The organism is Sphingomonas sp. P3_C6 (assembly GCF_056402595.1).
Genome location: NZ_JBFUHB010000001.1, coordinates 448874 through 474058, shown reverse-complemented (window position 1 = coordinate 474058; position 25185 = coordinate 448874). Strand labels below are relative to the sequence as shown.

At 65.7% G+C, this 25185-nt stretch carries 21 protein-coding genes; 5 read left to right on the top strand and 16 right to left on the bottom strand.

The genetic code is table 11. From position 1 onward, the window contains the following. Positions 1-145: 145 nt before the first annotated feature. Both AC1DT7_RS02340 and AC1DT7_RS02335 read right to left on the bottom strand, forming a co-directional pair. A complete protein-coding gene (locus tag AC1DT7_RS02340) occupies positions 146-3223 on the bottom strand; it encodes a TonB-dependent receptor domain-containing protein (protein ID WP_478033935.1) in 3078 nt (1025 codons plus the stop codon). A gap of 351 nt (positions 3224-3574) precedes the next feature. Further along, entirely contained in the window at positions 3575-4162 is a 588-nt protein-coding gene (locus AC1DT7_RS02335; protein WP_478033934.1) for a TlpA family protein disulfide reductase, read from the bottom strand. Between AC1DT7_RS02335 and argH the strand changes: the two genes are divergently transcribed. From argH to AC1DT7_RS02310, 5 genes are read left to right on the top strand one after another with little or no spacing between them, the layout of a single operon-like run. Then, a complete protein-coding gene (gene argH, locus AC1DT7_RS02330) occupies positions 4161-5552 on the top strand; it encodes an argininosuccinate lyase (RefSeq protein ID WP_478033933.1) in 1392 nt (463 codons plus the stop codon). The genes AC1DT7_RS02335 and argH overlap by 2 nt on opposite strands. Continuing rightward, positions 5549-5794 (top strand): hypothetical protein, encoded by a 246-nt coding sequence (locus AC1DT7_RS02325; protein WP_478033932.1) that lies wholly within the window; start codon positions 5549-5551, stop codon positions 5792-5794. The genes argH and AC1DT7_RS02325 overlap by 4 nt, the downstream gene beginning before the upstream one ends. 4 nt (positions 5795-5798) lie before the next feature. Next, positions 5799-7061, top strand: coding sequence for a diaminopimelate decarboxylase (gene lysA / locus AC1DT7_RS02320; protein ID WP_478033931.1), 1263 nt, complete (start codon positions 5799-5801; stop codon positions 7059-7061). Further along, positions 7058-7828: a precorrin-2 dehydrogenase/sirohydrochlorin ferrochelatase family protein gene (locus tag AC1DT7_RS02315; RefSeq protein WP_478033929.1), complete on the top strand. Its 771-nt coding sequence runs from the start codon at positions 7058-7060 to the stop codon at positions 7826-7828. The genes lysA and AC1DT7_RS02315 overlap by 4 nt, the downstream gene beginning before the upstream one ends. Beyond that, positions 7825-8781 carry a zinc transporter ZntB gene (locus AC1DT7_RS02310; protein ID WP_478033928.1) on the top strand — a complete coding sequence of 319 codons (957 nt, stop codon included), beginning with the start codon at positions 7825-7827 and terminating at the stop codon, positions 8779-8781. Before AC1DT7_RS02315 ends, AC1DT7_RS02310 begins: the two co-directional genes overlap by 4 nt. Positions 8782-8802: 21 nt before the next feature. Here the strand turns inward: AC1DT7_RS02310 and AC1DT7_RS02305 are convergent, their stop codons facing one another. The 14 genes from AC1DT7_RS02305 to fliK form a co-directional block, all read right to left on the bottom strand. Continuing rightward, positions 8803-9399: a response regulator gene (locus tag AC1DT7_RS02305; protein WP_478033927.1), complete on the bottom strand. Its 597-nt coding sequence runs from the start codon at positions 9397-9399 to the stop codon at positions 8803-8805. A gap of 82 nt (positions 9400-9481) precedes the next feature. After that, a complete protein-coding gene (fliS, locus tag AC1DT7_RS02300) occupies positions 9482-9880 on the bottom strand; it encodes a flagellar export chaperone FliS (RefSeq protein ID WP_478033925.1) in 399 nt (132 codons plus the stop codon). Beyond that, positions 9877-11310 carry a flagellar filament capping protein FliD gene (gene fliD, locus AC1DT7_RS02295; RefSeq protein WP_478033924.1) on the bottom strand — a complete coding sequence of 478 codons (1434 nt, stop codon included), beginning with the start codon at positions 11308-11310 and terminating at the stop codon, positions 9877-9879. The genes fliS and fliD overlap by 4 nt, the downstream gene beginning before the upstream one ends. A 170-nt stretch (positions 11311-11480) precedes the next feature. Beyond that, positions 11481-18437: an autotransporter outer membrane beta-barrel domain-containing protein gene (locus tag AC1DT7_RS02290; protein ID WP_478033923.1), complete on the bottom strand. Its 6957-nt coding sequence runs from the start codon at positions 18435-18437 to the stop codon at positions 11481-11483. Between the two features lie 226 nt (positions 18438-18663). After that, a complete protein-coding gene (locus AC1DT7_RS02285) occupies positions 18664-19791 on the bottom strand; it encodes an EscU/YscU/HrcU family type III secretion system export apparatus switch protein (protein ID WP_478033922.1) in 1128 nt (375 codons plus the stop codon). Then, positions 19791-20570, bottom strand: coding sequence for a flagellar biosynthetic protein FliR (gene fliR, locus AC1DT7_RS02280; RefSeq protein ID WP_478033921.1), 780 nt, complete (start codon positions 20568-20570; stop codon positions 19791-19793). Before fliR ends, AC1DT7_RS02285 begins: the two co-directional genes overlap by 1 nt. After that, positions 20567-20752, bottom strand: coding sequence for a hypothetical protein (locus AC1DT7_RS02275; RefSeq protein WP_478033920.1), 186 nt, complete (start codon positions 20750-20752; stop codon positions 20567-20569). The genes fliR and AC1DT7_RS02275 overlap by 4 nt, the downstream gene beginning before the upstream one ends. A gap of 44 nt (positions 20753-20796) precedes the next feature. Continuing rightward, positions 20797-21066 carry a flagellar biosynthesis protein FliQ gene (gene fliQ / locus AC1DT7_RS02270; protein WP_372856542.1) on the bottom strand — a complete coding sequence of 90 codons (270 nt, stop codon included), beginning with the start codon at positions 21064-21066 and terminating at the stop codon, positions 20797-20799. Positions 21067-21070: 4 nt separating this feature from the next. Next, a complete protein-coding gene (gene fliP, locus AC1DT7_RS02265; protein ID WP_478033919.1) occupies positions 21071-21943 on the bottom strand; it encodes a flagellar type III secretion system pore protein FliP in 873 nt (290 codons plus the stop codon). Beyond that, entirely contained in the window at positions 21940-22194 is a 255-nt protein-coding gene (locus AC1DT7_RS02260) for a flagellar biosynthetic protein FliO (RefSeq protein WP_478033917.1), read from the bottom strand. The genes fliP and AC1DT7_RS02260 overlap by 4 nt, the downstream gene beginning before the upstream one ends. Positions 22195-22200: 6 nt before the next feature. After that, the gene (fliN, locus tag AC1DT7_RS02255) at positions 22201-22491 is read right to left on the bottom strand and encodes a flagellar motor switch protein FliN (protein WP_478033916.1); all 291 of its coding nucleotides are present in this window, start codon (positions 22489-22491) and stop codon (positions 22201-22203) included. Next, a complete protein-coding gene (locus tag AC1DT7_RS02250) occupies positions 22488-23444 on the bottom strand; it encodes a flagellar motor switch protein FliM (protein ID WP_478033914.1) in 957 nt (318 codons plus the stop codon). Before AC1DT7_RS02250 ends, fliN begins: the two co-directional genes overlap by 4 nt. A 6-nt stretch (positions 23445-23450) precedes the next feature. Beyond that, positions 23451-24047 carry a flagellar basal body-associated FliL family protein gene (locus AC1DT7_RS02245; protein ID WP_478033913.1) on the bottom strand — a complete coding sequence of 199 codons (597 nt, stop codon included), beginning with the start codon at positions 24045-24047 and terminating at the stop codon, positions 23451-23453. A gap of 17 nt (positions 24048-24064) precedes the next feature. Then, positions 24065-25171 carry a flagellar hook-length control protein FliK gene (gene fliK / locus AC1DT7_RS02240; protein WP_478033912.1) on the bottom strand — a complete coding sequence of 369 codons (1107 nt, stop codon included), beginning with the start codon at positions 25169-25171 and terminating at the stop codon, positions 24065-24067. Positions 25172-25185 lie beyond the last annotated feature (14 nt).

Below are 25185 nucleotides of genomic sequence, written 5' to 3'. Positions count from 1 at the left end.
ACGGTCGTACAGCGGCGAAACCAGCGCCGGGGATCATCCCCTCGCGCCTCTTTTCCCGCTTGCAGAAAATCATGACCGTCTTGTTCCGCTTGGTAGAGAAAAGGCCCGCCCGCTCCCCGGAAGGAAGCGGGCGGGATGTAGGGGATTAGAACTTCGTACGCAGACCCACCGCGATCTGGCGGCCGAGCGGGTTCGATACGAACCCGTTATAGCCCCAGGCCCCACCGAGGATGCCGTTGGTGTTGCCGTTGTAGAAGGGCGGTTCCTTGTCGAAGAGGTTCTTCACGTCGACATAGGCCTGCCAGCCGTTGAACATGCCCTCGCTCTTCACCGTGTACTGGAGATGAAGGTCGAAGGTATTGTCGGCCTTGACGGTATCGCCACCGCCCGTCGGATTGCCGACCGAGTTCGTCGTGATCGGGATCACCGAGGTGCTGATCCAGTTCTTGTACGATCCGGTGTGGTTCCAGAACAGGTCGGCCGAAATGCCGCCCAGTTCCCAGCCGAGCTGAGCGCGGTGCTTGTACCGAACCGACGGGAACGTCGTATTGTAGCCCGAGGTGTTCAGGATGCTGAACGAGGTTCCCCCGCCGAAGTTCTGCTGGAACTTGGTGAAGTACGTCCCGCTCATGCCAACCGTGAAATTGCCCAGGTTGCCGATCGGGGCGCGATAGCTGGCCTGGAAGTCGATGCCTTCCACGATCAGGTTGAGGGCATTGCGCGAGCTCTGATCCAGGAAGAAATAGATCTTCTCCGGGATCGCACCCGAGATGGTCGAGCCGTTCGCGATGTTGGCGAACGTATCGATCTGCTGCTGGCTGCAGCTTCCGTCTGCATTCGCCCCCGGGGTGCCCGGGCAGATGGTGAGCAGGTTACGCAGGCCGGCCGAGTTCACGATCGCGGTCGGGCTCGGCGAGCTCACACCGCCGTCGAACGTGTTGTGGAACCAGGTGACCGCTGCCGTGAAGCCCGGCATGAAACGCGGCGCCAGGTCGAGGCCGAACGAATAGCTCGTCCCCTTCTGCGGCACCATGTTGGAGAAGCCGCCGCCAAGCTGACGGCGCATGCCCGGATTGGCAGCCAGGCCGATCTGGCAGGTTGCTGCAGCCGCGGTGCAGGGAGTGCTGGTATTGCTCACGACGGCGCCCGGCACGTTCACGATGCTGGGATAGTTCGCGACCGGTACGACGATCTGGCCCTGGTTGCCGACGCTGCCCGATGCATAGAGATAGCCCTGGGTCGGATCGCCGATGACCGCCAGCGGCGGGGCGACGAACGCCGTCGCATAGTTGCCGCGAAGCTTGACGCCTTCGAACAATTCCCAGTTCGCCGCGAACTTCGGGTTCGTGGTGTCACCGACGTCGCTGTAGCTGTCGTAGCGGCCCGAAACGTTCAGGTCGACCCGGCGGAAGAACGGGATCTCCATGTCCGGCGAGATCACCGGAACGACGATTTCCGCATAGGCCGAATTGACCGTGCGCTCGTACATGTACTGGCGGAAGCTCGCGCCGTTTACGGACGGGCCGGTACCGTTGGAACCGTTGATCTTCTGAACTTCGTCCGCCCAGTAATGCTCGCCACCGAACGCGACCTTCACTTCGCCGGCCGGCAGGTTGAAGACGCCGCCCTGGAAGTCGAGCTTCATCTGGTTGAACGTGTTGAAGTTCGTGTTCTGGCTGTCGGCTCCATAAAGCGAGCGGAGCACCGCTGCCGACGTACGGTTGGCCGAACCGGTCCGCCACACGTCGAGCGCATTGCCCGCGTTGAGCGGCAGGTTGAGCGCGATCACGTTCTGCCCGGCAACGTCGCTCGTCGTCGGATTGCCGCTGAGCTGTGCCGTACCGTTCAGGGCGAGCAAGGCGCAGGAGCTGCAGAAACCATCGATCGTGTTGAGCGCGGAACGGTTGCGACCGAAGGCGTCGCTGAACTTCACGGTCCAGCTGTCGCTCAGGTCATATTCCGCAACGAACGTGGCATAGATCGAATCCGCCTCGGACTCGCCATAGCCGTAGTTGCCGTCGTCACGCAGCGCCAGCCAGCTGAGCGATTCCTGGTTGGCGTCGGGGGTTCCGGCAGGTGCCACGAAGAACGGGTTCACCTGAGGGAATGCGGTTACCGTGCCATTGGGCGCAGTGTAGGAGGCAATGCCGCGACCCAAGCCATAGGCGGTCGCATTGGTGATCGTGCCCGGCGCGTTGGGCGATTTCGTCTTCTGGATGTTGTAGTTCAGCATCGCGGTGATGCGGAACTTGTCGCCGAATTCGTTATACACCTTCATCATGGTGTTGGCACGCCACTGGCCCGGCACCAGAACGCCATATACCGAGTTGTTGCACGGGGCGTTGACCGCGGTGTTGGCGACCGTGGTGGTAGCACTCGGCGACAGATAGACTCCCGACGGATTGGGGAGCCCCCCAGCGCGGCCCGTAACCTGGATCGTCGGCGGGCTGCAGGCGTAGCTGTTGGTATTGGTGCCGCCAACGGGCCGGAAATCACCAAGGCTGGCGAACGGCCGGTCCCGGTTCATCAGCGTGCTGCCCTTGCTGTACGACCCGGCGATATAGACGCCGCCCGTATCCCACTTGGTGCCCCAGATGCCGTTGATGTCGTAATTGTGGTAGTTGTCGGAGAAGCCGTAGCGCCCGTTCACCTCGAGGCCGTCATAGGTGCGACGGGTGATGAAGTTCACCACGCCCGCGACCGCGTCCGAACCATAGACCGAGGACGCGCCGTCGGCGAGAACCTCGACACGCTCGATCGCACTGACCGGGATGATGTTCGGATCAGTCTGGGCGAACTGGGTACCGCCGCCCGGCAGGCGAAGGCCGTCCATGATCACCAGCGTGGTGTTGGACGACGAACCGGCGAGGCTGTGGATCTGTGGCGAATAATAGGAATAGGCATTCTCGCCCTGGGCCAGCGAGCCCGAGGTCGTGATCGCCGGAACGGTGTTGACCAGCTGCGATACGTTGACCGGCGCGGTCTTCTCGATGGTTGCCTGGCCGACAGACACGAGGTTGGAACCGATCGGCGCCACGCCCTTGATGCTGGTGCCGGTGACGACGATGTCTTTGCTCAGATCGGACGCGGAACCATCCGACAGGGTTTCCTGCGGCAGCGTCATGTCTTCGGCCGGAGCCGTCGCTCTTTGCGTGGTCGAGGGCGTGTTCTGCGCGAAGGCGATACCCGGCGCGAAAACCATCGCCGCCGTTAGTGCAATCACGGAACCGCTCACTTTGATCTTGGACGAGAATCGCATCTCGCTCCCCCTTTCAGACTGGTTATCCTCTCAACCCCCGAGCCGATCTATTTATTATTTGATATGATATAGGATCGGGAATCGCGACGTTCCTACGGTCGCTTCAGACGGTCGTCAAGCGAGTCGCTGACCAGTTTGCCCTGGTAAGTCTGACCCTGATGCAAAAATGGCACGATTCGGCCCTATCGGCTTCGGGCACGACAGCGGCAGCGGCTACACGTCGTGCGCCGCACAAATTGGGGTCTATATTTCCGTGACCTCGCGAAGGCGCGATGCCGTATGACCGGTGCCGATGGCCGCGGCCGGATTGCCGGATCAGCGCGCCTCGGCGAGCAACGTGCGCGCGGTTGGCGTGGTCCAGTCCATGCCGCCCGTCATCCGCCACACTTCATGGCCTGTCGAATCGTACAGGATGCTGGTCGGCAGCTCCGCATTCAGCGTGACGCTGAGGCCGACCTTCGGGTCGAGATAGGGTTGGAGCTGCTTCAGGCCGGTCTTGGCGAAGAACGGCCCGACCTTTTCGGCACCGCCAAGATCCTGGCTGACCGCCACGACCTTCATCGTGCCGGCGAGCTTGTCGAGCGTGGGCATTTCGGCGACGCAGGGCGCGCACCAGGTTGCCCAGAGGTTGAGCAGCACCGGCTTGCCGGCAAAGGCGGCCATCGTCACCGGCTTGCCCGCCGGATCCTGGAACGCGACCGTCGGCGCCGCCTCTCCCTTGTGGGTGCGGTCGAGCGTGCCGATGGTATCGGACTTGGCCTGATCGGCGCCGGCGGGGCTTGCCGGTGTTGCCGGTACGGCCGGCGAGGGCTTTGCTTGCTCCGGCGCGGAGACTTGCCTATCGCAGCCGCCGATCAGCAGCCCGGTGGCCAGGAGAGATACGATCGTCGAGCGGAAGGACATGTCGGACCGATCCAATGCCATGTGGGGCGGCCGCTTCGCCGAAGGGCCGGCAGCGGTAATGCGCGAGATAAATGCCTCGATCCCGTTCGACAAGCGCCTGTGGAAACAGGATGTCGCGGGATCCAGGGCGCATGCGGCCATGCTCGGCGCCCAGGGCATCGTCTCGGCTGACGATGTCGCGGCGATCGTCGCCGGGCTCGACACGGTCGCGGCCGATTATGAAGCGAACGGCGTCGCCGAGGATCTCGCCCTCGAAGACATCCATATGCAGACCGAGGCGCGACTGGCGGAGGCGATCGGCCCGGCGGCCGGCCGGCTGCACACCGCCCGGTCCCGCAACGACCAGGTCGCGACCGATTTCCGCCTGTGGGTGCGTGACGCGATCGACTCGGTCGATGCCGGCCTTGCGCATTTCCAGCAGGCGCTGCTGAATCGCGCCGAGGAACATGCCGCCAGCGTGATGCCCGGCTTCACCCATCTGCAGAGCGCGCAGCCGGTGACGCTCGGCCATCATCTGATGGCCTATCATGAAATGATCGCGCGCGACCGGGGGCGCTTTGCCGATGCCCGCGTTCGGATGAACCGGTCGCCGCTCGGCTCGGCCGCGCTTGCCGGCACCGGCTTTCCGATCGACCGGGAGATGACGGCGGCGGCGCTCGGTTTCGACGGGCCGATGCGCAACTCGCTCGACGGCGTGTCCGACCGCGACTTCGCGATCGAATATCTGACGGCCGCGGCGCAATGCGCGCTGCACCTGTCGCGGCTGGCCGAAGAGTTCATCCTCTGGGCGTCGCAGCCCTTCGGCTTCGTCTCCCTGTCCGATCAATGGTCGACCGGGTCGTCGATCATGCCGCAGAAGCGCAATCCGGATGCGGCCGAGCTGGTGCGGGGCCATTCGGGCCGGATCATCGGCTGCCTGACCGCGCTGATGATCACCATGAAGGGTCTGCCGCTCGCCTATTCGAAGGACATGCAGGACGACAAGCCGCCAGTGTTCGAGGCGCATGACCTGCTTGGCCTGTCGATCGCGGCAATGACCGGCATGGTCGAGAGCGCGACCTTCCGCACCGACCGCATGCGCGGCCTGGCCGAGGCCGGCTTCTCCACCGCGACCGACCTGGCCGACTGGCTGGTGCGCGAGGCGGGCGTGCCGTTCCGCGAGGCCCATCACATCACCGGCCGCGCCGTGAAGCTCGCCGAAGAGGCCGGCATCGCGCTCGACAGGATTCCGCTGGGCGACCTGCAGGCAATCGATGCGCGGATCGACCAACGCGTCTATGACGTGCTCAGCGTCGATGCGTCGGTCGCCAGCCGGATCAGCTTCGGGGGCACGGCGCCGGCACGGGTACGCGACGCGATCGCCGCGGCGAGAAAGGAAAGCGGATCATGAGGCTCGCCATCATCCTGGGTGCGGCGCTGGCCGCGACGGCCCTGTCGGGCTGCGGCGTGCGCAACGACCTGAGGCCGCAAAAGGGCGAATCCCTGCCGATGGCGCCTTATGGGGCAAAGGAGAAACCGACGCCCCAGCAGTTGCTCAAACCGAGCAACCAGGCGCGCCCCGCCCGCAGCGACGACCTTCTGAGGAGCTCAGAGAGCAGGCGCAGCGACGATTTCGACCTCCCGCCGAATTGAGACCATGGACCATTTCAGTATTATCGACGGCGCGATGCACGCCGAAGGCGTTCCGCTGGAACGCATCGCCGACACGGTCGGCACACCGGTCTATGTCTATTCGCGCGCGACGCTGACGCGGCATGCCCGCGTGTTCCGTGAGGGACTGGCAGGCGTCGAACGCGCCCATTTCGCCTATGCGATCAAGGCCAATCCCAATCTCGCCGTGCTCAAGGTGCTGGCCGACGAAGGCTATGGCGCCGACGTCGTCTCGGGCGGCGAGCTGTCGCGCGCGCTCGCCGCCGGCATGAAGGCGGAGGACGTCGTCTTCTCCGGTGTCGGCAAGACGCGGGTCGAGCTGCTGCGTGCACTCGATGCCGGCCTTGGCCAGTTCAACCTCGAGCTCGAGGAAGAAGGCGAGGCGCTGTCCGGCCTTGCCGCCGCGATGGGCATCCGCGCCAACGCGACCTTGCGCGTCAATCCCGATGTCGATGCCGGCACTCATGCCAAGATCTCGACCGGCAAGCGCGAGAACAAGTTCGGCGTGCCGATCGACCAGGCGCCGGCCATCTTCGGCCGGCTCGCCGCCCTGCCCGGCCTCGCGATGCGCGGCATCGCCATCCATATCGGCAGCCAGCTGTTCGACCTCGCCCCGCTCGAAGCGGCCTATCGGCGCGTGGGCGAACTGGTCGCGCAGCTCCGTGCCGCCGGCCACCCGATCGAGCGGGTCGATCTCGGCGGCGGGCTCGGCGTGCCGTACAAGGCGGGCGACAACCCGCCGAGCCCGGCCGAATATGGTGCGATGGTCGCCCGGGTGACCAAGGGCTGGAACGTCATGCTGATGTTCGAGCCAGGCCGCGTGATCGCCGGCAATGCCGGCATCCTCCTCACCAAGGTGATCTGGGTAAAGCCCGGCGTGACCAATCCCTATGTCATCGTCGACGCCGCGATGAACGACCTGGCGCGCCCGGCGCTGTACGATGCCTGGCATGATTTCGCCGCGGTCCGCCCGACCGGCGAGAAGATGATCGCCAATATCGCGGGGCCCGTGTGCGAGAGCGGCGACACCTTCGCCATGGCGCGCGAGATCGACGCGGTGAAGTCGGGCGATCTCGCCATATTCCGCACCGCCGGCGCCTATGGCGCGACCATGGCCAGCACCTATAACAGCCGTGCGCTGGTGCCCGAGGTGATGGTGGATGGTGACAAGTTCGCCGTCGTCGCCGACCGGATCGAGCCCGAGACGATCATCGCCGCCGAGCGCCTGCCGGAGTGGCTGACCGCGTGACCCTGCACAGCCTGCCGCTGTTCGTGCGGCTGGCGGGCCGGCAGGTGATCCTGCTGGGCGAGGGCGAAGCGGCCGACGCGAAACGGCGGCTGCTGGAGCGCGCAGGCGCGGCGATCGGCGACGAGGGTGTCGATGCGGCGCTGGCGATCGTGGCGATATCGGACGAAGCGCTTGCCGGACAGGCCGTCGCTCGGCTGAAGGCGCGCGGCATCCTGGTCAACGCGGTCGACCGGCCCGACTGGTGCGATTTCACCCTGCCCGCGATCATCGACCGAGACCCGGTGCTGGTCGCGATCGGCACGGGTGGGGCCTCGGCCGGATTGGCCGCCGCGCTCCGCCAACGACTCGAGACGATCCTGCCGGCAAGCCTGGGCAGACTGGCCGACGCGCTGCATCGCGCGCGCACCGACCTTCGGCGAAAACTGCCGCTGATCGATGACCGCCGGCGCGCGCTCGGCGCCGCGCTGGCGAGCGGCGGCGCACTCGATCCGCTGGCCGCGACCGCGGATGCGGTAGGCCAATGGCTGGCGGCCGGCGATACCGCGACCCACGACCGGCTGGTGACGATCCGCCTGCGCTCGATCGATCCGGATGATCTCACCATCGGCGAGGCACGGCTGATCGGCCTGGCCGACCACATCTACCACCGCGCCGACGTGCCCGCCGTCATTCTGGAGCGGGCACGAGCGGATGCGGCACGGACCCTTTGCAGCCACTCGCCGGTTGAGCCCGGTCCGGGACTGACGATCTATATGGAGCTGGCATGAGCGGTTTCGCCTATCGCGTCTGTAACCGGAAGGCCGAGCGGATCGAGATCAAGCAGGCGCTGGAGAGCGATGCCGACCTGATCTGGGTACATCTGACCACCAATAACGAGCATGCCCAGGCCTGGCTGACCGACGATGCCAAGGCGCCCGACTATATCGTCGATGCGCTGACCGCCACCGAGACCCGGCCGCGCTGCGATGCGCTGGGTGACGGCGCTTTCCTCAACATGCGCGGGCGGTCGAGCGAGGAGACGCTGACCTCCGAACCGCTTGCCTCGGTGCGGATCTGGGCGACGAAGGGGCGGGTGATCTCGGTCACAAGGCGGGCGCTGATCGCGGTCGACGACGTGATCGAGACGATCGAGGGCGGGCAGATCCATGATCCCGGCGACCTGATCGCGGAGTTCGCCACGGCCATCACCCGCAACCTCGATCCCGAAGTCGCCGATCTGGGCGATGTGCTGGACGATTGCGAGGCCGATCTCGATGCCGACAAGGTGTTCGAGCTGCGCCGCAACGTCACCAAGGTTCGAGTCGCGGCGATCGGCTATCGGCGGTTCCTCGCACCGCAGCGGACGGCATTGGAGAAGCTGGCGGCGCTGCCGTGCGACTGGCTGCAGGACGACGACCGGCTCCATCTCAGCGCCGCCGCCGACCGCGCCGCGCGCATGGCGGAGGAACTCGAGAGCATTCGCGAACGGGCCGCGCTGATGCACGAGGCGCTGACCGACCTTCGCGCGGAACAGATCGACAGCCGCTCACTGATCATCTCGATCGCAGCGATGATCTTCCTGCCCCTGACCTTCATCACCGGCCTGTACGGGATGAACGTGAAGGGCCTGCCCTATGCGGAAGAGCCCTGGGCATTCGACGCGATCATGGCCGGATGCACCGTGATCTCGATCGGAATCATCATCTATTTCGTGCGCAAGCACTGGTTCGGGCGCGGATGACGCGCCAGGGGACGGGACGGGTCAGCCGGCCTGGGCGCTGAGGCGCTCGACCTCGTCGTTGAGCGCCTGGATCGAGGCGATCAGCCGCTGCCGGTCGGCGCGGGTGGCGGCCAGGGCCGACTTCGCCTCGCCGAGTTCCATCGCGCGCGCGGCGATACGGGCATCGAGCGTCGCGTTGGAGCGCTTCAGTTCGGCGATGTGCCGGGCGCGGGCCAGCACCCGCTCGATCCGCGCGGCGAGCACCTCGAAGGCGAAGGGCTTGGCGATATGGTCGTCGGCACCGGCAGCCAGCGCCTCCACCGCCGCAGACGGGTCGCTCCGGCCCGTGAGCATGATGACGGGCAGGTCGACGGTGTCGCGGCTGCCGCGAATCTCGCTGAGCACATGCACGCCGGACATGCGCGGCATGACCATGTCGAGCAGGACCAGATCGAAACCGCGCGCCGTGATGAGATCGAGCGCCTCGGCGCCATTGTCGCACAATATGGTGAGATAGCCGAGATGCCCGAGCCGGCGGCCGATGACGCCGAGATTGGTCCGGCTGTCGTCGACCGCGAGGATCGTCCGCACCGGCCCGCGCGGCGGTGACACTGCATCCAGCCTGCCGAAAATATCCATCTGGGCTGCCCTGTTGTTACGGTCGCGACCCTAGGGCCGGGCGGGTCACAATTTGGTTAACGACGCGGCAATGTGGACCGTCTCAGGCGGCGCGGGCGCTGCGCCAGGCCTGGCCGATCTCCTCCAGCATCGACGCGACTTCACGGAACGGGGCCGGATCGCTGCCGATGCTGGCGTCGACGACCATGCGGCGCGCGCCGGCATAGAGCCTGGCCAGAGTCTGGGCGACATCGCCGCCTGCGTCGTGATCGAGATTCGCCTCGAGCGCGAACATGATCGCGGTGGCGCGCGTCACCTTGTCGCTCTTGGTCCTAGCCTGTTGATTCTCCGTGGCCCAGGCGGCGGCGCGGAGCGCGTGGATCGCCTCCTCGTACAGGAGCTGGACCAGGGCCGGGCCGTCCGCCTGGGCGGTGCGGCCGACCAGATCGATCTGGCGATAGGTGGCGTCGGGGTCGCGCAGGGCGCTGGCGTAGTTGCTCATCCCTTCGCGTTCCAGGCGTCGACCTGCTGCTTCATATAATCCTGGGTCGCCTTGTAGGCAGCGATGCGCGCATCCGTCGCGGCGAACTGCGCGGTCAGGCGGGTGCGGAGCTTGTCTTCCTGATCGGTGATCTTGTCCTGCGCGTCGGCGTTGTCCGCCTGCGCCTTGGTATAGCGGTCGACGCTGGCCCCGAGGCCGTATTTGGCATTGGTCGCATTGTCGGTGATCGCGGCGAGCGCGCCGCCCAGGCCCTTGCCGGACGCGCCCGTCCCGTCGGCGAACAGCGCCTCGACCGCCGCCGGATTCTTGGCCAGCGCGGCAGTGAGCCGGTCGGCATTGACCGACAGCGTGCCGTCCCGGTTGGTGGCGACGCCGATATCGGCGAGCGTCGTCGGCCCGTCGGTGGCGCTGCCGGGCACCAGCCGGGTCACGGTGAGCTGCGCCAGCACGCGGGTAAGCGATTTCGTGGCCGGATCCGCACCGAGCGTGCCGGTCTTCGAATCGGTCTGCGCCTTGATGACCGCCAGGATCTGATTGTAGGTCTCGACGAAATTGGAGACGGCCTCGGTGATGTCGGCACTGGCCGGGCTGTTGCCGAGCGTCACATTGGTGCCGACCGAGGCGCCGACCAGATCGAGCTGGACGCCGTCGATGAGATCCTTGATCGAGTTGGTCGGGCGCTTCACCGCGACGCCGTCCACCGCGACGATCGCGTCTTTCGCAGTGCTGCCGATGGTCGTGCCGGTCGCCCCGACGCCGACATTGAGCGCCGAGAGGCCCTCGGACCCCTGATTCTCGGTGGCGGTGAGCGTGAAGGCCTGGGTCGTGCCGGTGCTGCCCTTCAGCACCAGCCGCGAACCATCGCCATCGCTGACGATCGAGGCGGTGACCCCGGCGTTGCGCGCATTGATCGCGGCGGCGACGCCGGTGAGGCTGTTGTTGGTCGAGGTTATCGCGATGTTGATCGGGGTGCCGCTGCCGGCGGTGAAACCCGTCATCGCGCCGTCGGCAACGGTGGCGGTGCCGAGCGTGAGGGTGAGCATGCCGGTGCCGACCGGCGCCGCCTTGTCGGCGATCGGCCCGGTCGCGGCGGACTGGGCGGTGGCGAGCTGGCGCACCTCGATCGAGCCGGAAAAACCGGTGAGCTTCGCGCCGGGCAATGCGCTCGTCTTGACGATCGAGGTGTTCGAGCTGGTTGGTTGAGTCATCAGCGAGCCACCCTTGATGAGGGTGGTCAGGCTGGTCGAAAAGGCGGTGATGCCGCCCTTGATCTGCCCCGCGCCTGAGATCTGCGTGGTGAGCTTCGTATCGCTGGCAGTGAGGCTCTTCAGCTTGGTCGCGAATTGCGCGTCGACGAGCTGGTTGGCCAGGGCAACGAAGTCCACACCTGACCCGGCGCCGAGCGTGTTCGAGATGGAGGTGCCCGCCATGATTCAACCCTTGAAGCTTCGTCTGGGAGAACGGCTGCAAGGGGGGATTCTTTAGGCGGGAATTTCATCGGAAGGATGGGGAATGATTGGCTTATGACAGCCGTCAGCGCATTCCGGACTCGCGGGTCTTGCCGCGCAGGCGTTCCCAAGCGCACGACCTGCGGGCTAGATCAGAAACTCAGCCGCAACCCGGCCCTGCCCTCGCCACGACGATCACCCGTGCCGAGCTGGCCACCGAGTGCACCGAACAGCGCGAGCCGCGAGGACAGTGCGATGTCGCCGCCCAAGGTTGCCGTGGCGACCACGGGCGCACGCGACGCACCTTCAGCAAGCAGTCCGTAGCCACCGCCGCCCATGGCGGCCAGCGCGTCGGTGCCGCGACCCTCTGCCTGATAACGAATACCGACCGTCAGATAGGGCCTGACCGTCGCATCAGACTGGCTGTTGCGGCGGAAGGTCACCGCGCCATCGACGAAAGCGGCCGTATCTCGGCTGCGCGCGACCTCCAGGGCGAACGGGCTGCCGCCACTCTCGCTAGTCGCGCCGCGCGTGGAGCGGATCACGGTCGCACCGAGGCTGGGGACGACGGCCCATTGCCGACCGAGCGGCATCGCGTAGTCGACGAAGATGTCGCCGGTCCAGCCGTGCAGTCCGTAATGGCCGATCGCCATGCCGCCGGGCACCACCCGCCGCGTCGTGGCCGATCCACCGTCATAGGCCATGGTCGCCTTGAGCCCGAAAGCGCCACTGGCCACGCGACCATGAACGCCGACCACGGCGCCGTCGGCGTCAGTCTGCGCACCGAGTCCCTCGATCCGCTGGCGATTGTCGAGATAACCGGCAAAGACGCCGACCGCCCAATCGCTGCTGCCCCAGCCAATGCCGCCGAGAAAGCCATAACCATTGGTCTGCGCGCGAGCGGTCCCGCGGCCCGCATCGGACGCGAGAGAGTGCGTCGTCGCAAGACCGCTGCCGAAGGTGAAGAAGCCGGGCGTATCGTCATAGGCCGCGAAGCCATCTCCGCGTCCGGCATCCGCCAGGGTGAGGCCGTTCTGCACCCCGAGCTGACGTACCGAGGCATAGGCTTCGGGCGTGATCTCCGCGAACGCGCCCGGATTGGTGCCGGACCCGTTCATCAACTTTGGCAGCGCCGCGAGCAAACCGGCCTTCGCCTGGCCACCCGTCAGCACCGCATTCACATAGCTGATGCTGCGCTGGACCTGTGGCGAGAAGCGCGCGTCGCTCAGGAACTGTCCGACGAGCTGAATGCGCTTGGCATCCTGAACCACGAAGCCGAACAGCGAAGTCGGCCTCACGACATTGGCGTAGCTGCCGGTGATACCATCACTGGCGACGATGAGGTCAACCGTCGCGCCGGGGGTAACCGCCTGGGTCCCGACAAGCTGCAGGGTGGCGCCGTTCGCGATGGTGAGGGTGCCGTTGACCAGCAGCTTGTCCGAGATCGTCGGCGTGAATTCGAATATCGAGGTCGATCCACCGCTAAGCGACACGTTGCCGTTCACCGTCATCGTGCCCGGCGATGCGCCGGGACTGAGCGTGCCGACGACGACGACATTACCGTTTACCGTACCGGCCGAGCCGAAGGTTGCCCCCGCACCCACCATGATCTGTGGCGCCGTGATCACCGATCCGGCAAGCCCGACGAGCCGACCGCCGCCGAGGTGCATCGTGCCGAAGGAGCCGGTGCCGGCGATCGTGGCGAAGCCGCCCGTCATGCCGAAGCTTTCGACATTGGCGATCGAGCCGAACGCCACGGGCACGGCCTGGCTTCCACCGGATAGCTGGATGCTGTCCGTGCCGGCGCCACCGTCGACGGAGCCGCTGAAGACGCCATCAATGATGAAGCGATTGTCGCCCGCGCCGAACCGGAGCTGCCCGGCAGCCAGCGACGCGCCGGTCGCTACCGTCAGGTTGCCGGCCAGGTTCAGGCGGTCCAGGGCGAAGGCATCGGTCAGGGTCAGCGTCGCGCTGCCTTCGGCTGACAATATCTCGAAGTCGCGCACCGTGTTGCCGGAGAGCGTCGTGTCGGTTGCCAGCTCGAGAATGAGGCTGTCCGTTCCGGTCCCGCCGCTGACCGGTCCCTGCACGATACCACTCGCGGACCAGCGGAAACTGTCGTTACCCGCGCCGAGATCGACCGTACCAGCAAGCACACCGCCGGCGGCGAGGGTCAGCGCCTGATCGCCGTCGCCGAAGGAGAGCTGGCCGCTGACGGTGCCGAGCGCGCCCTGCACGGTCAGCGCGTTACCGGCGAGCGCCACACGTTCGAAACCGGTGGCGCTCCCGGCCAGCGTCACAGGGCCGGTGCCATCGAACTGCAGTGTATCGAGCCCAAGGCCGCCGTCATACTGGCCGGTGGCACGGTTCGTCCCGAGCGCAAGCAGATCGTTGCCTCCGCCCAGCGCCGCCGCACCCACATCGCCATCGACCGCCAGCGTCTCGGCAGCGTCGCTGCCGGTGACCTGGCCGATCGTGAACCCATTGAGCCGCGCGGAGAGGCTGGTCCCGGCCAGCGTCACCGACGCGAAATTCTGGTCTAGGCCAAGCGAGAGGGTGCCGGTGCCGGTAAGCACCAACTGCTCGAAATTGCTGCGCTGGCCGATGCCGCTACGATCGCCCGCCAGGACGACACGATAGGTGTCGGTGCCGGCGCCGCCATCGACCAGGCCGGCCACATGACTGCCCGCGCCTTCGGTGAAGCTGTCGTCGCCGCTGCCGAGCGCGACCGAGCCGCCGATAAGGCCGTTGTTGACGACATTGTCGCTGCCGCCGTCGAGATCCACGCCGCCGGCGATGGTGCCGTTGTTGATGACCGATTCACTGCCAGCGCCACCACTGATCGTGATCGCGCCGGCACTGGTGAGGGTCTCCCCCTCCGCCACGCTTACCGTACCACCCGATACGTCGATCGTGTTGAAGGCAAAGGTGCCGGAATAGGCGACAGAGCCATTACCGGTCTGCATGAAGCGCTCGAAATTGACGAACTGATCGCCGTTGATCGCACCGCCGCCAGTCGCATCGACGATGAAGGTATCGACGCCCGCACCGGCATCAACCGTACCGATCAAGGTCGCGCTGGCGCGCTGCGTGAACGTGTCGTTTCCGGCGCCAAGGAAAACGTTGCCGTTGATCGTACCGGTGTTGACGATGCGATCGTCTCCGCCGCCAAGATCGATCGAGCCGGTGATCGTGCCGCTGTTCGTGATGCTGTCCGCCACGGAGCCGAGCGACTGGATCGCCCCGGCAAGATAGGTGGTGCCGGCGGTTATGGCATAGCCGTCATTGGCCGCAAGCGTGCTTCCCGCGCCGCCGGTGATCGTGCCGGCGTTGTCGAGCACCAGCGCCGGACCTGCCGTCGTGATGGCGGTGGAAAGAGGGCCCTTCGCCTCGACGATGCCGGTTGCCGCGTTCGTGATCGTGGCCGCGGCGCTGGCATCGCCTTCGACATGAATGCCGAAAGCGGGAAGAGTGAAGGTCCCGATCTGCCAGGGAAAGGGGTTCCTGGACACCACGCCACCATCATTGGCCTGGATCGTGCCGCTGTTGGTGACCGAGAACTGCGTGCCCGCCGCATAATCCAGAAGGCCCACGCCTGTAGAGACCAGACCGTTTGACGTGATCGTGCCGCTGTTGTCGACGGTCAGCGTCGCGGCCGACGTGGAGCCGAGCTCGCCGATCAACCCGCCGCCTTCGATGATACCTGAGTTCGTCACGCTGAGCGTGTTGACGTCGGCACCTCTCAAATAGACCGAGACCGTACTCGCCCCTGACGTGATCCTTCCGCTGTTGGCAAAGGCGAGCCGACCGCTCGACTCGATCTCGACTGCGGAAGCACGCAGCGCCGCAGATCCGACTGTGCCGCTGTTCGAGAAGCTGTGGGTGGTCGCGAGGATATGACCCTGGACGGTCGCCTTGTTGGTGAGGGACTCGAGCATCTGCACGCCGGAATAGGGCAAGTAATATCCCGAGGGCCGCTGGGTAATCAGGCCACCCGTTATATCGACGCCGTTCACGATGTTGCCGTCACCGCCCAGATAGAGGTCGCCCATGAGCGGACCTGCGGCCGTCGTGGTGACGGTGGTGTCCGCCCCAAGCGCCTCAACATATTCGGCCTCGAAGTTGATCGCCTGGACAGCCCCGAGAGTCACGGTGCCGCTGGCCGAGCGCGAATGGCCGAAAGTATCGAAGCCGGCACCACCATCGATGACCCCGCTGACGCCCGTGCTACCTCCGGTTTCAAGGAACAGATCGTCGGCCGAGCCGAAGCGCAGATTGCCTGTGAGCGAGCCGCCCTGCGCGATATAGGTCCCGTTACCAAACCAAACGCCGCCATAGGAAGTGTAGGCAAGATCGACATCGCCGATGATGCTGCCCGCGTTAGCGAGGACACCGCCACTCATTTGCACCGCCGGCTGCACTGCGGACCTGATAACGCCCCCAGCGAGATTGGTCATGGATATCTGGGTGCTCGCGCGAACCGCGCTGCTGCCGGTACTGGCGAGCGTACCGGAATTCTGCAGCGATCCGTTGTAGCTATTGTAATCAAAGAACACCGCTACGCCGCTGACCGAGATCGCCCCGCTGTTGGCAACTGTCGAGATATTCTCCACCCCACGAGCGACGCCGCCGCCGCCGAGTTGCGTGATCGTGCCGGTGTTCGTGAAATTAGTAGCATAGCGAACGGCGACACCGTTGTTCAACGCGATCGTTCCGCTGTTGGTGACAGCGTTCCCCCCGGCGATCGCCGCGATGGTCGAGGTGTCGCTGGCCTGCGCATCTCGCAACGTGATCGTGCCGGCATTCGTGAACTTGTCTGTCGAGCCGAGCGCGACGATCGCGTAGGGAAAGCCAGCCTGACCGGCCGTATCGAGCGTCAGATTGCCGCGGCTGGTGATCGAAAGCGCGTTAGGCGTGCCGTAGAAGCCGCCAGGACCGAGCAGCCCCTGAGTCCTGATCGCCGGTTGATTGCCGACTGTAATATCAGCGGTGATATCCACCGATCCGGTACCAGCAAAAGCGACCGGTATGGTCGTCGGCGCCGTTCCGACCAGCGTCAGGCTGGCATCGTCGAACAGTTCATAGGCGACCGACTGGAACCCGCTTTGCGGGACACCAAATCCAGCAGTCGCGTCAGTCCTTACCCGATAACGCAGATTGGCACCCGACGCGGTCACCGTCCCCGTGATGCCCGCGAACTGGCCGGTTCCGGTATTGACCAACTCCGTCACCAGATAGTCGCCCATCCCGAGGGCGAGATTGCCGTTGAGGATACCGCCCGGCAACGCGAAGAAGCTGTTGTTGGTTGGGAATCTGTAAGCTCGGACCGTCAAGGACACATTGCCATTGATCGTACCGGCATTGACGACCGAGGCATTGAGGAGGGAGGAGGCGTCAACGCCAGGCCCAATCGCCCCAAGGCCACCGCTGATGATTCCGCCAGCGCGATTATCCAAGATACTATTCCACTGCAGTACCACCCCCGTACCGGCAGATTGAATCGAACCCATATTGACGAGACTGCCCGACAGCGTTGCCCCGACGACCGCGCCCTCAATGCGCCCCCTATTCGATACGTCGCTGCCGGATGAGAACATAATTTGGACAGCCGTGCCGACGGTCGATCGGATGACGCCAAGGTTGTTAAAATTCCGCCCCCAAAACGATACTCCGGTGCCCCCCGCAGTGATCGTGCCGGCATTCGAAAAATCGCCTCCGAACCGCAGGGAAACACCGTCTCCTGCAGTGTTGATGGTTCCGTTATTGGCGACATCGCCGGACGAATAGAAGGTCAGGCCAAAGAGATCTGGCCCGACGACGGCGCTCTCGATTGTCCCTTCGTTAGAAAATTGTACAGAGTCCGCGGAAAATGACGTGACCACCGCCTGGCCGGCGGTGCGAATCGTCCCTCGATTGACGATCTTGCCAGCCCCGGCGGCCTCGATCGTCGTGGTCCCGAGAAAACCTGCTTCCAGCGTCGCGGTGACTCCGGCCGCCGGCGCCAGCCCGAGACGTTCGAAATTGGGCAAAAGATCTATCGGCGTCGTCACCGAGGTATCGGTATCGAAGCGGATTTGAACGGTGTCGATTCCGTCGCCACCGTCGATCGCACCGGTGATGCCAGTGCTCGGTGTCCGTCCGCCCGTATAGCGTGCGACGAGATAGTCGGCGCCGCTGCCGAACGTCACGTTGCCGGCAATCACACCATTGGCCGAGTCGACCGTGCTGGCCTGGCCAAAGCTGCCCGTCGTGCCGATGAAGATGTTTCCGGAAATCAGCCCGGCATTGGTCAGCCTCAGGGAGTCGGTCGCATTGATGGCAGTGGTGCCGATCGTCGCAATCCGCCCTCCGGCCGCGTTGGTCACATTGATGCTGCCACCGTCAAGTGCCGGCCCAGTACCATCATTGATGACAGACCCACTGTTCGTGATTGCCTGAAGGAAGCTTATTTTCGCGATCGTTGCCGCACTGCTGGTGGAGCGGATAATCCCCGAATTGGTGATCGGAGCAGGAACTGGACCGCCAATATTGGCAAAGGCGAATTCGATGGCACTCAAGCCGCCGCCATTGATGGTGCCGGCATTCGTCAATGTGCCAACGGGCGCTGAGATCGCGCCGATGAAACCCGTCGCGCGATTAATGATCGAGCTGAAACCAGCAACGCTGGGCGCAGTCGACAGGAGCGCGATGCCGCTCGTTCCCGTGATACTGCCGGCATTGTCGATGGTCGCCAGCGCCGACGCGAAGCTGTTGCCGACGCTCTGGCCCACGGTCACACCGTTGGTGCCGGTCACTGTTCCACCTTCGGCGACGTTCAACGTCAGACTGGTGCTGTTGAAGTCGAAGGAGCCAGCCCCGACTGCGCCCGAAAGGAGGCTGATCCCCGCCTGACCGCCGCCGTCAACGCGCCCGGCAACCGAGACGGTCGCGACACGCTGATAGGGGTAGCTGGCAACAGGCATTTCGATGACGATGGCCGGCGCACCGATGGCAGTGACGACGGCGGACGGCGCGATCCGCACGGTCGTGTTGTTCGTGGTGACACGCAGGCCATCGGTATCGGTGCCGACGCAGTTGGTCGTGCCGCCCACCTGGGTCGGATCCGGCATGCATTGCGCGAAGGCGGGCGCCGCCGAGAGCAGGACACTGGCAATTGCGCTCGTACCCAGCGCAAGCCGACGAACCCGACACGCGCGCGTCGGAACCAGACTATCCATGCTTTTGTAAACCCCCACTAATCTCTCGAGCGGCTAGGCTAGGGGCAATCTCCTGTCCAGTAGGCAGGCAGCATGTGACGCAACCGTTTTGGAGGTAATCGGCGGGGCCCGCCGTCGCCTACCCCTGCTTCACCCCATTCTCGTCGAACCGCGCACTGTCCGGCACCGCCACCGGCGGCGGGGTGCCGCCGGCCTGGGTGTTGAGGCCGAAGACGAAGGCGAGGATCGTGGCAATCGCCTGGTACAGATCGTCGCGGATCTCCTGCCCTTCGCGGCTGGTATAATAAAGCGCGCGCGCGATGGCCGGATATTCGAGGATCGGCACGGCGGATTCGCCGGCCAGTTCGCGAATGGCGAGCGCCATGACGCCGCGGCCCTTGGCCACGACGACCGGCACCTGGTCCGCACCGCGATCATAGCGCAGCGCGACGGCGAAATGAGTTGGGTTGGTAAGGATGACGTGCGCGCCCTCGACCGCCTGGCGCATGCCGCGCTTCATCACCTCGCGCTGGCGCTGGCGGATCGCCCCCTTTGCCTCGGGCGAGCCCTCGGTTTCCTTGTTCTCGTCGCGCACCGCCTGCTTGGTCATGCGCAGCTTGCCGAGCAGGCGGATGATCTGGATCGGCAGGTCGATGCCCGCGATGATCAGCAGCCCGCCGGCCATGACGAACAGGATCGTCATCAGCGAACCGCCCAGCGCGCCGATCGCGCCGTTGATGTCGGAGGATACCAGGCCGATCGACGTCTTCGCCGCCTGCATCAGCATATGATAACCGATCGATCCGAGCAGGACGACCTTGAGCAATGACTTGCCCAGTTCCATCCAGCCCTGCGGCCCGAAGATGCGCTTCAGGCCCGAAGCCGGGTTGATGCGCGACGCCTTGGGCGCGAGCAGCGATCCGTTGAAGCTGAGCGAGCCCAGGCCGGCCTGGCTGAGCACCGCGGCGACCAGGGTGACCGCGAACAGCGAGATGATCGACGGCGCCAGTTTCCAGCCGGAATCGAGCAGCGGGCGGAAGGGCGAGAAATCCTCGATATCGGCGCGGCCGAACTGGAAGCTCGACGCCATGACGGCCTTGCACGCCCCGACCAGCGACGGACCGGCGAGCGCAAGCCAGCCGCAGCCCGCCAGGATGACGAGCGCGGTGGCGAATTCCTTCGAGCGAAGGACGTCACCCTGTTGTGCGGCGTCCTTCTTCCGCTTGGGTGTCGGGGCTTCTGTCTTTTCGCCGAATTCGTCTGCCATCAGCCGAGCACCAGGCTCTGGGTGGCGGCGAGGCCCTGGGTGACGATGACCATCATGTAATCGCCCATCGCCGGGAAGGCCAAGGCGAGCGCGACCACGCCGACCGCCAGGCTGGTCGGCAGGCCGATGGCGAAGAGGTTGAGCGCCGGGGCCGAGCGCGACAGCATGCCGACGACGAGGTTGAGGCACAGCAGCAGGAACCCGACCGGCAGCGCAAGCAGCAGGCCGGCAAGGAAGGTGTAGCCGCCGAAAAAGGCGATGTCGCGAAGCTGGGTCGCGGTGAGCCAGGCGGCGCCGACGGGTAGCGCGTCATAGCTTTTCACGATCATCTCGACGAGCACGAGATGGCCGTTCATCGACAGGAACAACAGGGTCAGCATCATCGAGAAGAACTGGCCGAGCGCCTGGGTCGAGCGGCCGTTCTGCGGATCGATCGCGGTGGCGAAGCCGATGCCCATCGACGTGCCGATGACCTCGCTCGCGATCATCGGCGCGGCAAAGGCGATCTGCAGGATGAAGCCCATGGCGAAGCCGACCAGCGCCTCCGCCGCGATGGCGAGGAACGTGGCGAAGGCGAAGATCTCGGCAGGCGGCACGACCTTGTGCGTGGCGAGCACGAGCACGCCGATCGCGCCAGACAAGGTGACGCGCACCGTGACCGGGATCGACACCGCGCTGAACACGGGCGCCGCGATGAAGGCGGCGCCGATGCGCACCATCACGAAGATGAGCGCCCAGAGCTGCGGTTCGACGGAGAGGCCGAAGCCTAGCGGGCTCATTCCTGCGCGCCCGACGAATTTTGCAAAACGACGAGGCGCATGATCGCCTCCTTCGTCATGCCGGACTTGTTCCGGCATCCATCGGCCCGCAAACGCTGCCATCGTTGCGCATAGGGAACCATGGACCCCGGAACAGGTCCGGGGTGACGGTGCGAGGTGGGGAAGGCGACGCCCTTCAGCATGGCCCTCACCCCTTGGCCGAAAGAGAAGAAGAACGCATCGTGCGCTATCGGACCAGGTCCGGGATCCGCTCGAAAATGCCGATCGTGAAGTCGCTGAGCAGGCCGAGGATCAGGCCGCCGAAGATCATGATCGAAAAGGCGACGACGATCAGCTTGGGCACGAAGGACAGGGTCTGCTCGTTGATCGAGGTCGCCGCCTGGATCATGCCGGTGATGAGCCCGGCGAACAGCGCCGGGATCAGGATCGGCGCGGCGGCGAGCGCCAGGACCCACATGGTCTGGTTGGCGACCGTCAGGAAATAATCCGCGTCCATGCCGCTAACTCACGAAACTGTTGGCGAGGCTGCCCATGGTCAGCGCCCAGCCGTCCACCAGGACGAACAGGAGCAGCTTGAACGGCATCGAGATCATCGTCGGCGACATCATCATCATGCCCAGCGACATCAGCACGGTCGCGACGACCAGATCGATGACGATGAAGGGCAGGAACACGAGAAAGCCGATCTGGAAGGCCGTCTTGAGCTCGCTGGTGACGAAGGCGGGGAGCAGGACCGAGAAAGGCACGTCGGCCGGCTTCGCATAGGGGCCGGACTTGGCGATGTTCGCGAACATCGTCACGTCCTTCACCCGGGTCTGCTTGGTCATGAAGGCATGCAGCGGGACCGACGCGTTCTTGATCATGTCGGTCGCGCCGATCCTGTTCTCGGCATAGGGCTGGATCGCGACCGTGTTGATCTGGTTCACGACGGGCGCCATCACGAAGAAGGACAGGAACAGCGACAGGCCGATCAGCACCTGGTTGGGCGGGGTCTGCTGAAGGCCCAGCGCCTGGCGCAGGATGGCCAGCACGATGATGATCCGCGTGAAGCTGGTCATCATCAGCAGGATGCCCGGCAGGATCGTCAGCAGCCCCATGATGATGAGGACTTGCAGCGACAGGGCGAGCGGGGCGTTGCCGCCGCCGAGATCGCCGAGCGCGCGATCGACCGCATCGCCGGCGCCCGGAGCGGCCGGGGCAGCGACGGCGGGCGCTGCGGGGGCGGCCTGGGCAAAGGCGGGATGGACCACCATCACCGCAAAGACGATGCCGAGCAGCAGCAGCGCGAGCTTGCCCCAGGACAGCGTCGCGCGCGGCTTGGCGGGCTTGATCAGCGCCGGGCCGGTGCCCTTGCGCGTAACGGTGACGGTCATTTGTCGCCCTTGTCGATCAGGGTGACGCCGGCGCGGCTTACCGAGACGAGCAGCTTGCGGCCCTCGAACTCGACCACGGCGAGGCGCAGGCCCGGCGAGATCATCATGGTTTCCTTCACCGCCATCATGCGGTTGGCCGGCTGGCCGGGCATGCGCGATTCAAGCCGGCGCCAGAGATAGAGACAGCCGATCATCAGGCCGCAGACGAGCGGCAGCAGCACGACCAGCTTCAGGACATAGGACCACATCATGGCGGATCAGGCCCGCTTCTCGGGGTTGACCAGCTCGGTCATGCGCACGCCGAAACGATCGCCGACCATCACCACCTCGCCGCGGCCGATCAGGGTGCCGTTGACCAGCACGTCGAGCAGCTCATTGGCCTGGCGGTCGAGTTCGATCACGCTCGATTCGCCCAGCGCCAGCAGCTCGCGCAGCGTGAGCGAGGTCGATCCGATCTCCACGGTCAGCTTGACGTCGACATCCTGCAGCAGCCGGAAATTGGCCGCGAGCGCCCCGTCGACGGGAAATCCGCCGGTCATGTCGTTCATTGCAGTTCCTCTAGTTTTTCGCGCGAGATCGAATTGAGACGGATGGCGGCATGGCCGTTGGAGGTGCCGACGGTGCCGGCGCCCAGCCGGTCGCCGCCGACCATCACCGGCACGTCGGCGCCGAGCGTGATCGGGATGACGTCACCCGGCTTCAGGCTCATCAGCACGCTGAGCGGGACCATCGGTTCGGCCAGGACCGAGCGAATCGGGAAACGCACGCCCATGACGGCGCGGGTCAGGCTGTTGCGCCACGCCGGATCGGGCTCGGCCGTCTTCGCATGGACCTTGCCGGTGAGCGACGGTGCGTGCGGCTTCAGCGCGGCGACCGGATAGATGATGTCGACGAAGACCGGCTTGGCATTGCCGGCGGCGATGCCGAACCGGGTGATGACCAGCGCATCGTCACCGTCGAGACCGGGCAGCGTCGCCGGATTCGACTCGACATGACCAGGCTCGAACTCGATTCGGGCGAGCGGTTCCCAGGCGGCCTTGAGCGGTCCGGTGAGCATCATGCCCAGCCGCCCGATCATCGCCTCCGCCGCGGGGGTGAATTCCACCGGCATGTCGTGCGGTACGGCGCCGGTGCCGCCGAAGAACAGGTCGAGTATCTCGAGGACGAATCGCCCGTCGAGCACGATCATCGCATGGCCGGGCGCCTGATTGGGTTGGGGCGTCATCGCCATCGGCAGCCAGGCGGTCAGCCCGTCCGGGCGTTCCGCGCGGTAATCGGCGAAGCGCTGGACGACCAGAGGCTCGGCAAAAGTACGGATTTCCTTGCGCAGCAACGGCTCGAACACACCGCGCATGCTCCGCGCGAGACGCGCCGAGAGATGCTGCAGCGTGTGCAGATCGCCGAACGGGTTGAGATTTGCGACACCCAGCGTGGCGTGATCCGCCATTTGCCGGGGTCGTTCCCGCCGTTCGTTCGATTGTGGTGAAGAACCGTTAACCATGCCCGGTCACTGAACAACAAAATTGGTAAAGTAGACGTTACCAACCCCGCCGAATCCTTCCTTTTCCTTCAGCGTGTCGTTGATTGCCTTGGCCAGGCGGCGTTCCAGCTGCTTCTTGCCGTCGCTGGTGAACACCTGGTCCTCGGTCGCGTCGCCGAGCGCCATCAGGATCGCGGAGCGGACGGCGATCTCGTTGGTCTTGACGTTCTCGATCACCGAATCGTCGTACGGCGTGGAGATCGCCAGGCCGACCTGGATGAAATGGACGCTGTCCTGAAGGTTGGAGGTGAACTCCTTCTCCATCGCATAATAGTTCGACGCATATTTCTCGCCGCCCTCGCCGCTCGGCCGCTTGGAACCGGCGCTCGCGCCCTCGCCATGCCCGCCACCCTCGCCCGAGGCGCTGACGCGCTTCTGCTCGCTCTTCGGGACGAGCTTCGGGCCATTGCCCTCGGCGGCATGCGCGCCGCCGCCGAACATGCCGCTGCTCCAGGCGAAAAAGCCCCCGCCGGCACCGCCGCCGAGCACGATCAGGCCCAGGGCCATGATCAGAAGCCTCCCCTTGCCCTTCTTTTTCTTGGGGGCCTCGGCAGTGTCACTCATCATTGCGCTCCTTCAGTTCAGGCAAGTCGTTGATCGGTGGGTGCTGGATCGGCAGCCGGAACGGATGCCGATCCAGGCGCGCGCGGTGCTGCCGCGCGCTGCTGGTGATGGGTATGATTCGCGTTGCCGCCGGCGCCGGTATCGACGCTGGTCTGGCCGAGCTTCACGCCGCGGGCGTCGGCCAGCTCTGCCAGGCGCGGCTGGGCGTCGGTCAGCAGGGTGCGGGTCGCCTGGGTATCGGCGGTGAAATGGACATGGAGGGTATCGCCGTCCTTGCGCAGCGAGACGTCGACACCGCCGAGCGCATCGGGCACCAGCCGGATCCGGGTATCATTGGCGTTGGCGTCGTCGCGGAGCATCTCGATCCGGTCGATCATGCCGTGCAGGCCGCGATCGTCGCGCAGATCGAGCGCCGCGTGTTTCGCATCGGCGGCCGCCTGGACCACGGGGCGGGCCACGGTATCGGCCTGCGCGGCGGCGGCGAGACCGACGAGACTGCGGCCCCCATCGCGATCGTCGTCGCGCGCCGGGCGGTCGTGATTGGCGAGAGCGGCGGCGATCGCCGCGGCGAAGGTCTGGCCGGCGGGTTGAGTCGTAGCGGCGGTCGCCGGTGACGGCGTGCCCGTCGTCTTCGACAGCGGATCCGGCGCGGCGGTATCCAGCTTCGCGGCCAGGTCGGCGGCCGGGATCGGCAGTTCTTTCACCGCCCCGTCGGTCTTTCCGCTGCTCATGCCGTCCGCCGGGATCAACGCCCCCATGATGGCCAGCGTCGCCGGGCCGGGCAGAGCGCCCGCAGCTGGCGCCCCCGCGCCGGCCTCGGGCGGCAGGACGATCGGCGGCGCGGCGGGTGCGGGCAGCGGCAATCCCAGCGGTAGCCAGATCAGCGCCGGATCGATCGGCTTGCCGTCATCGGCAAGGGCGGCAGGCACCGGCTTGCCGTCACCGGCAAGTCCCTGCCGGTCGCCCGGCAGCCCGGCACCGGCCGGACCATCGGGCGCGGCCGCGTCGCCCGCATCCAGAAAGGCCGCGAGAAGCCGCACGAATCCGCCAGCCGCGCCCCCCGGCGCGGCTGGACCGGAAACCGGTGTGGTCGTCTGTGGTATCTGGGTCGAAAGCTCGATCATCCATCCATCCCGTT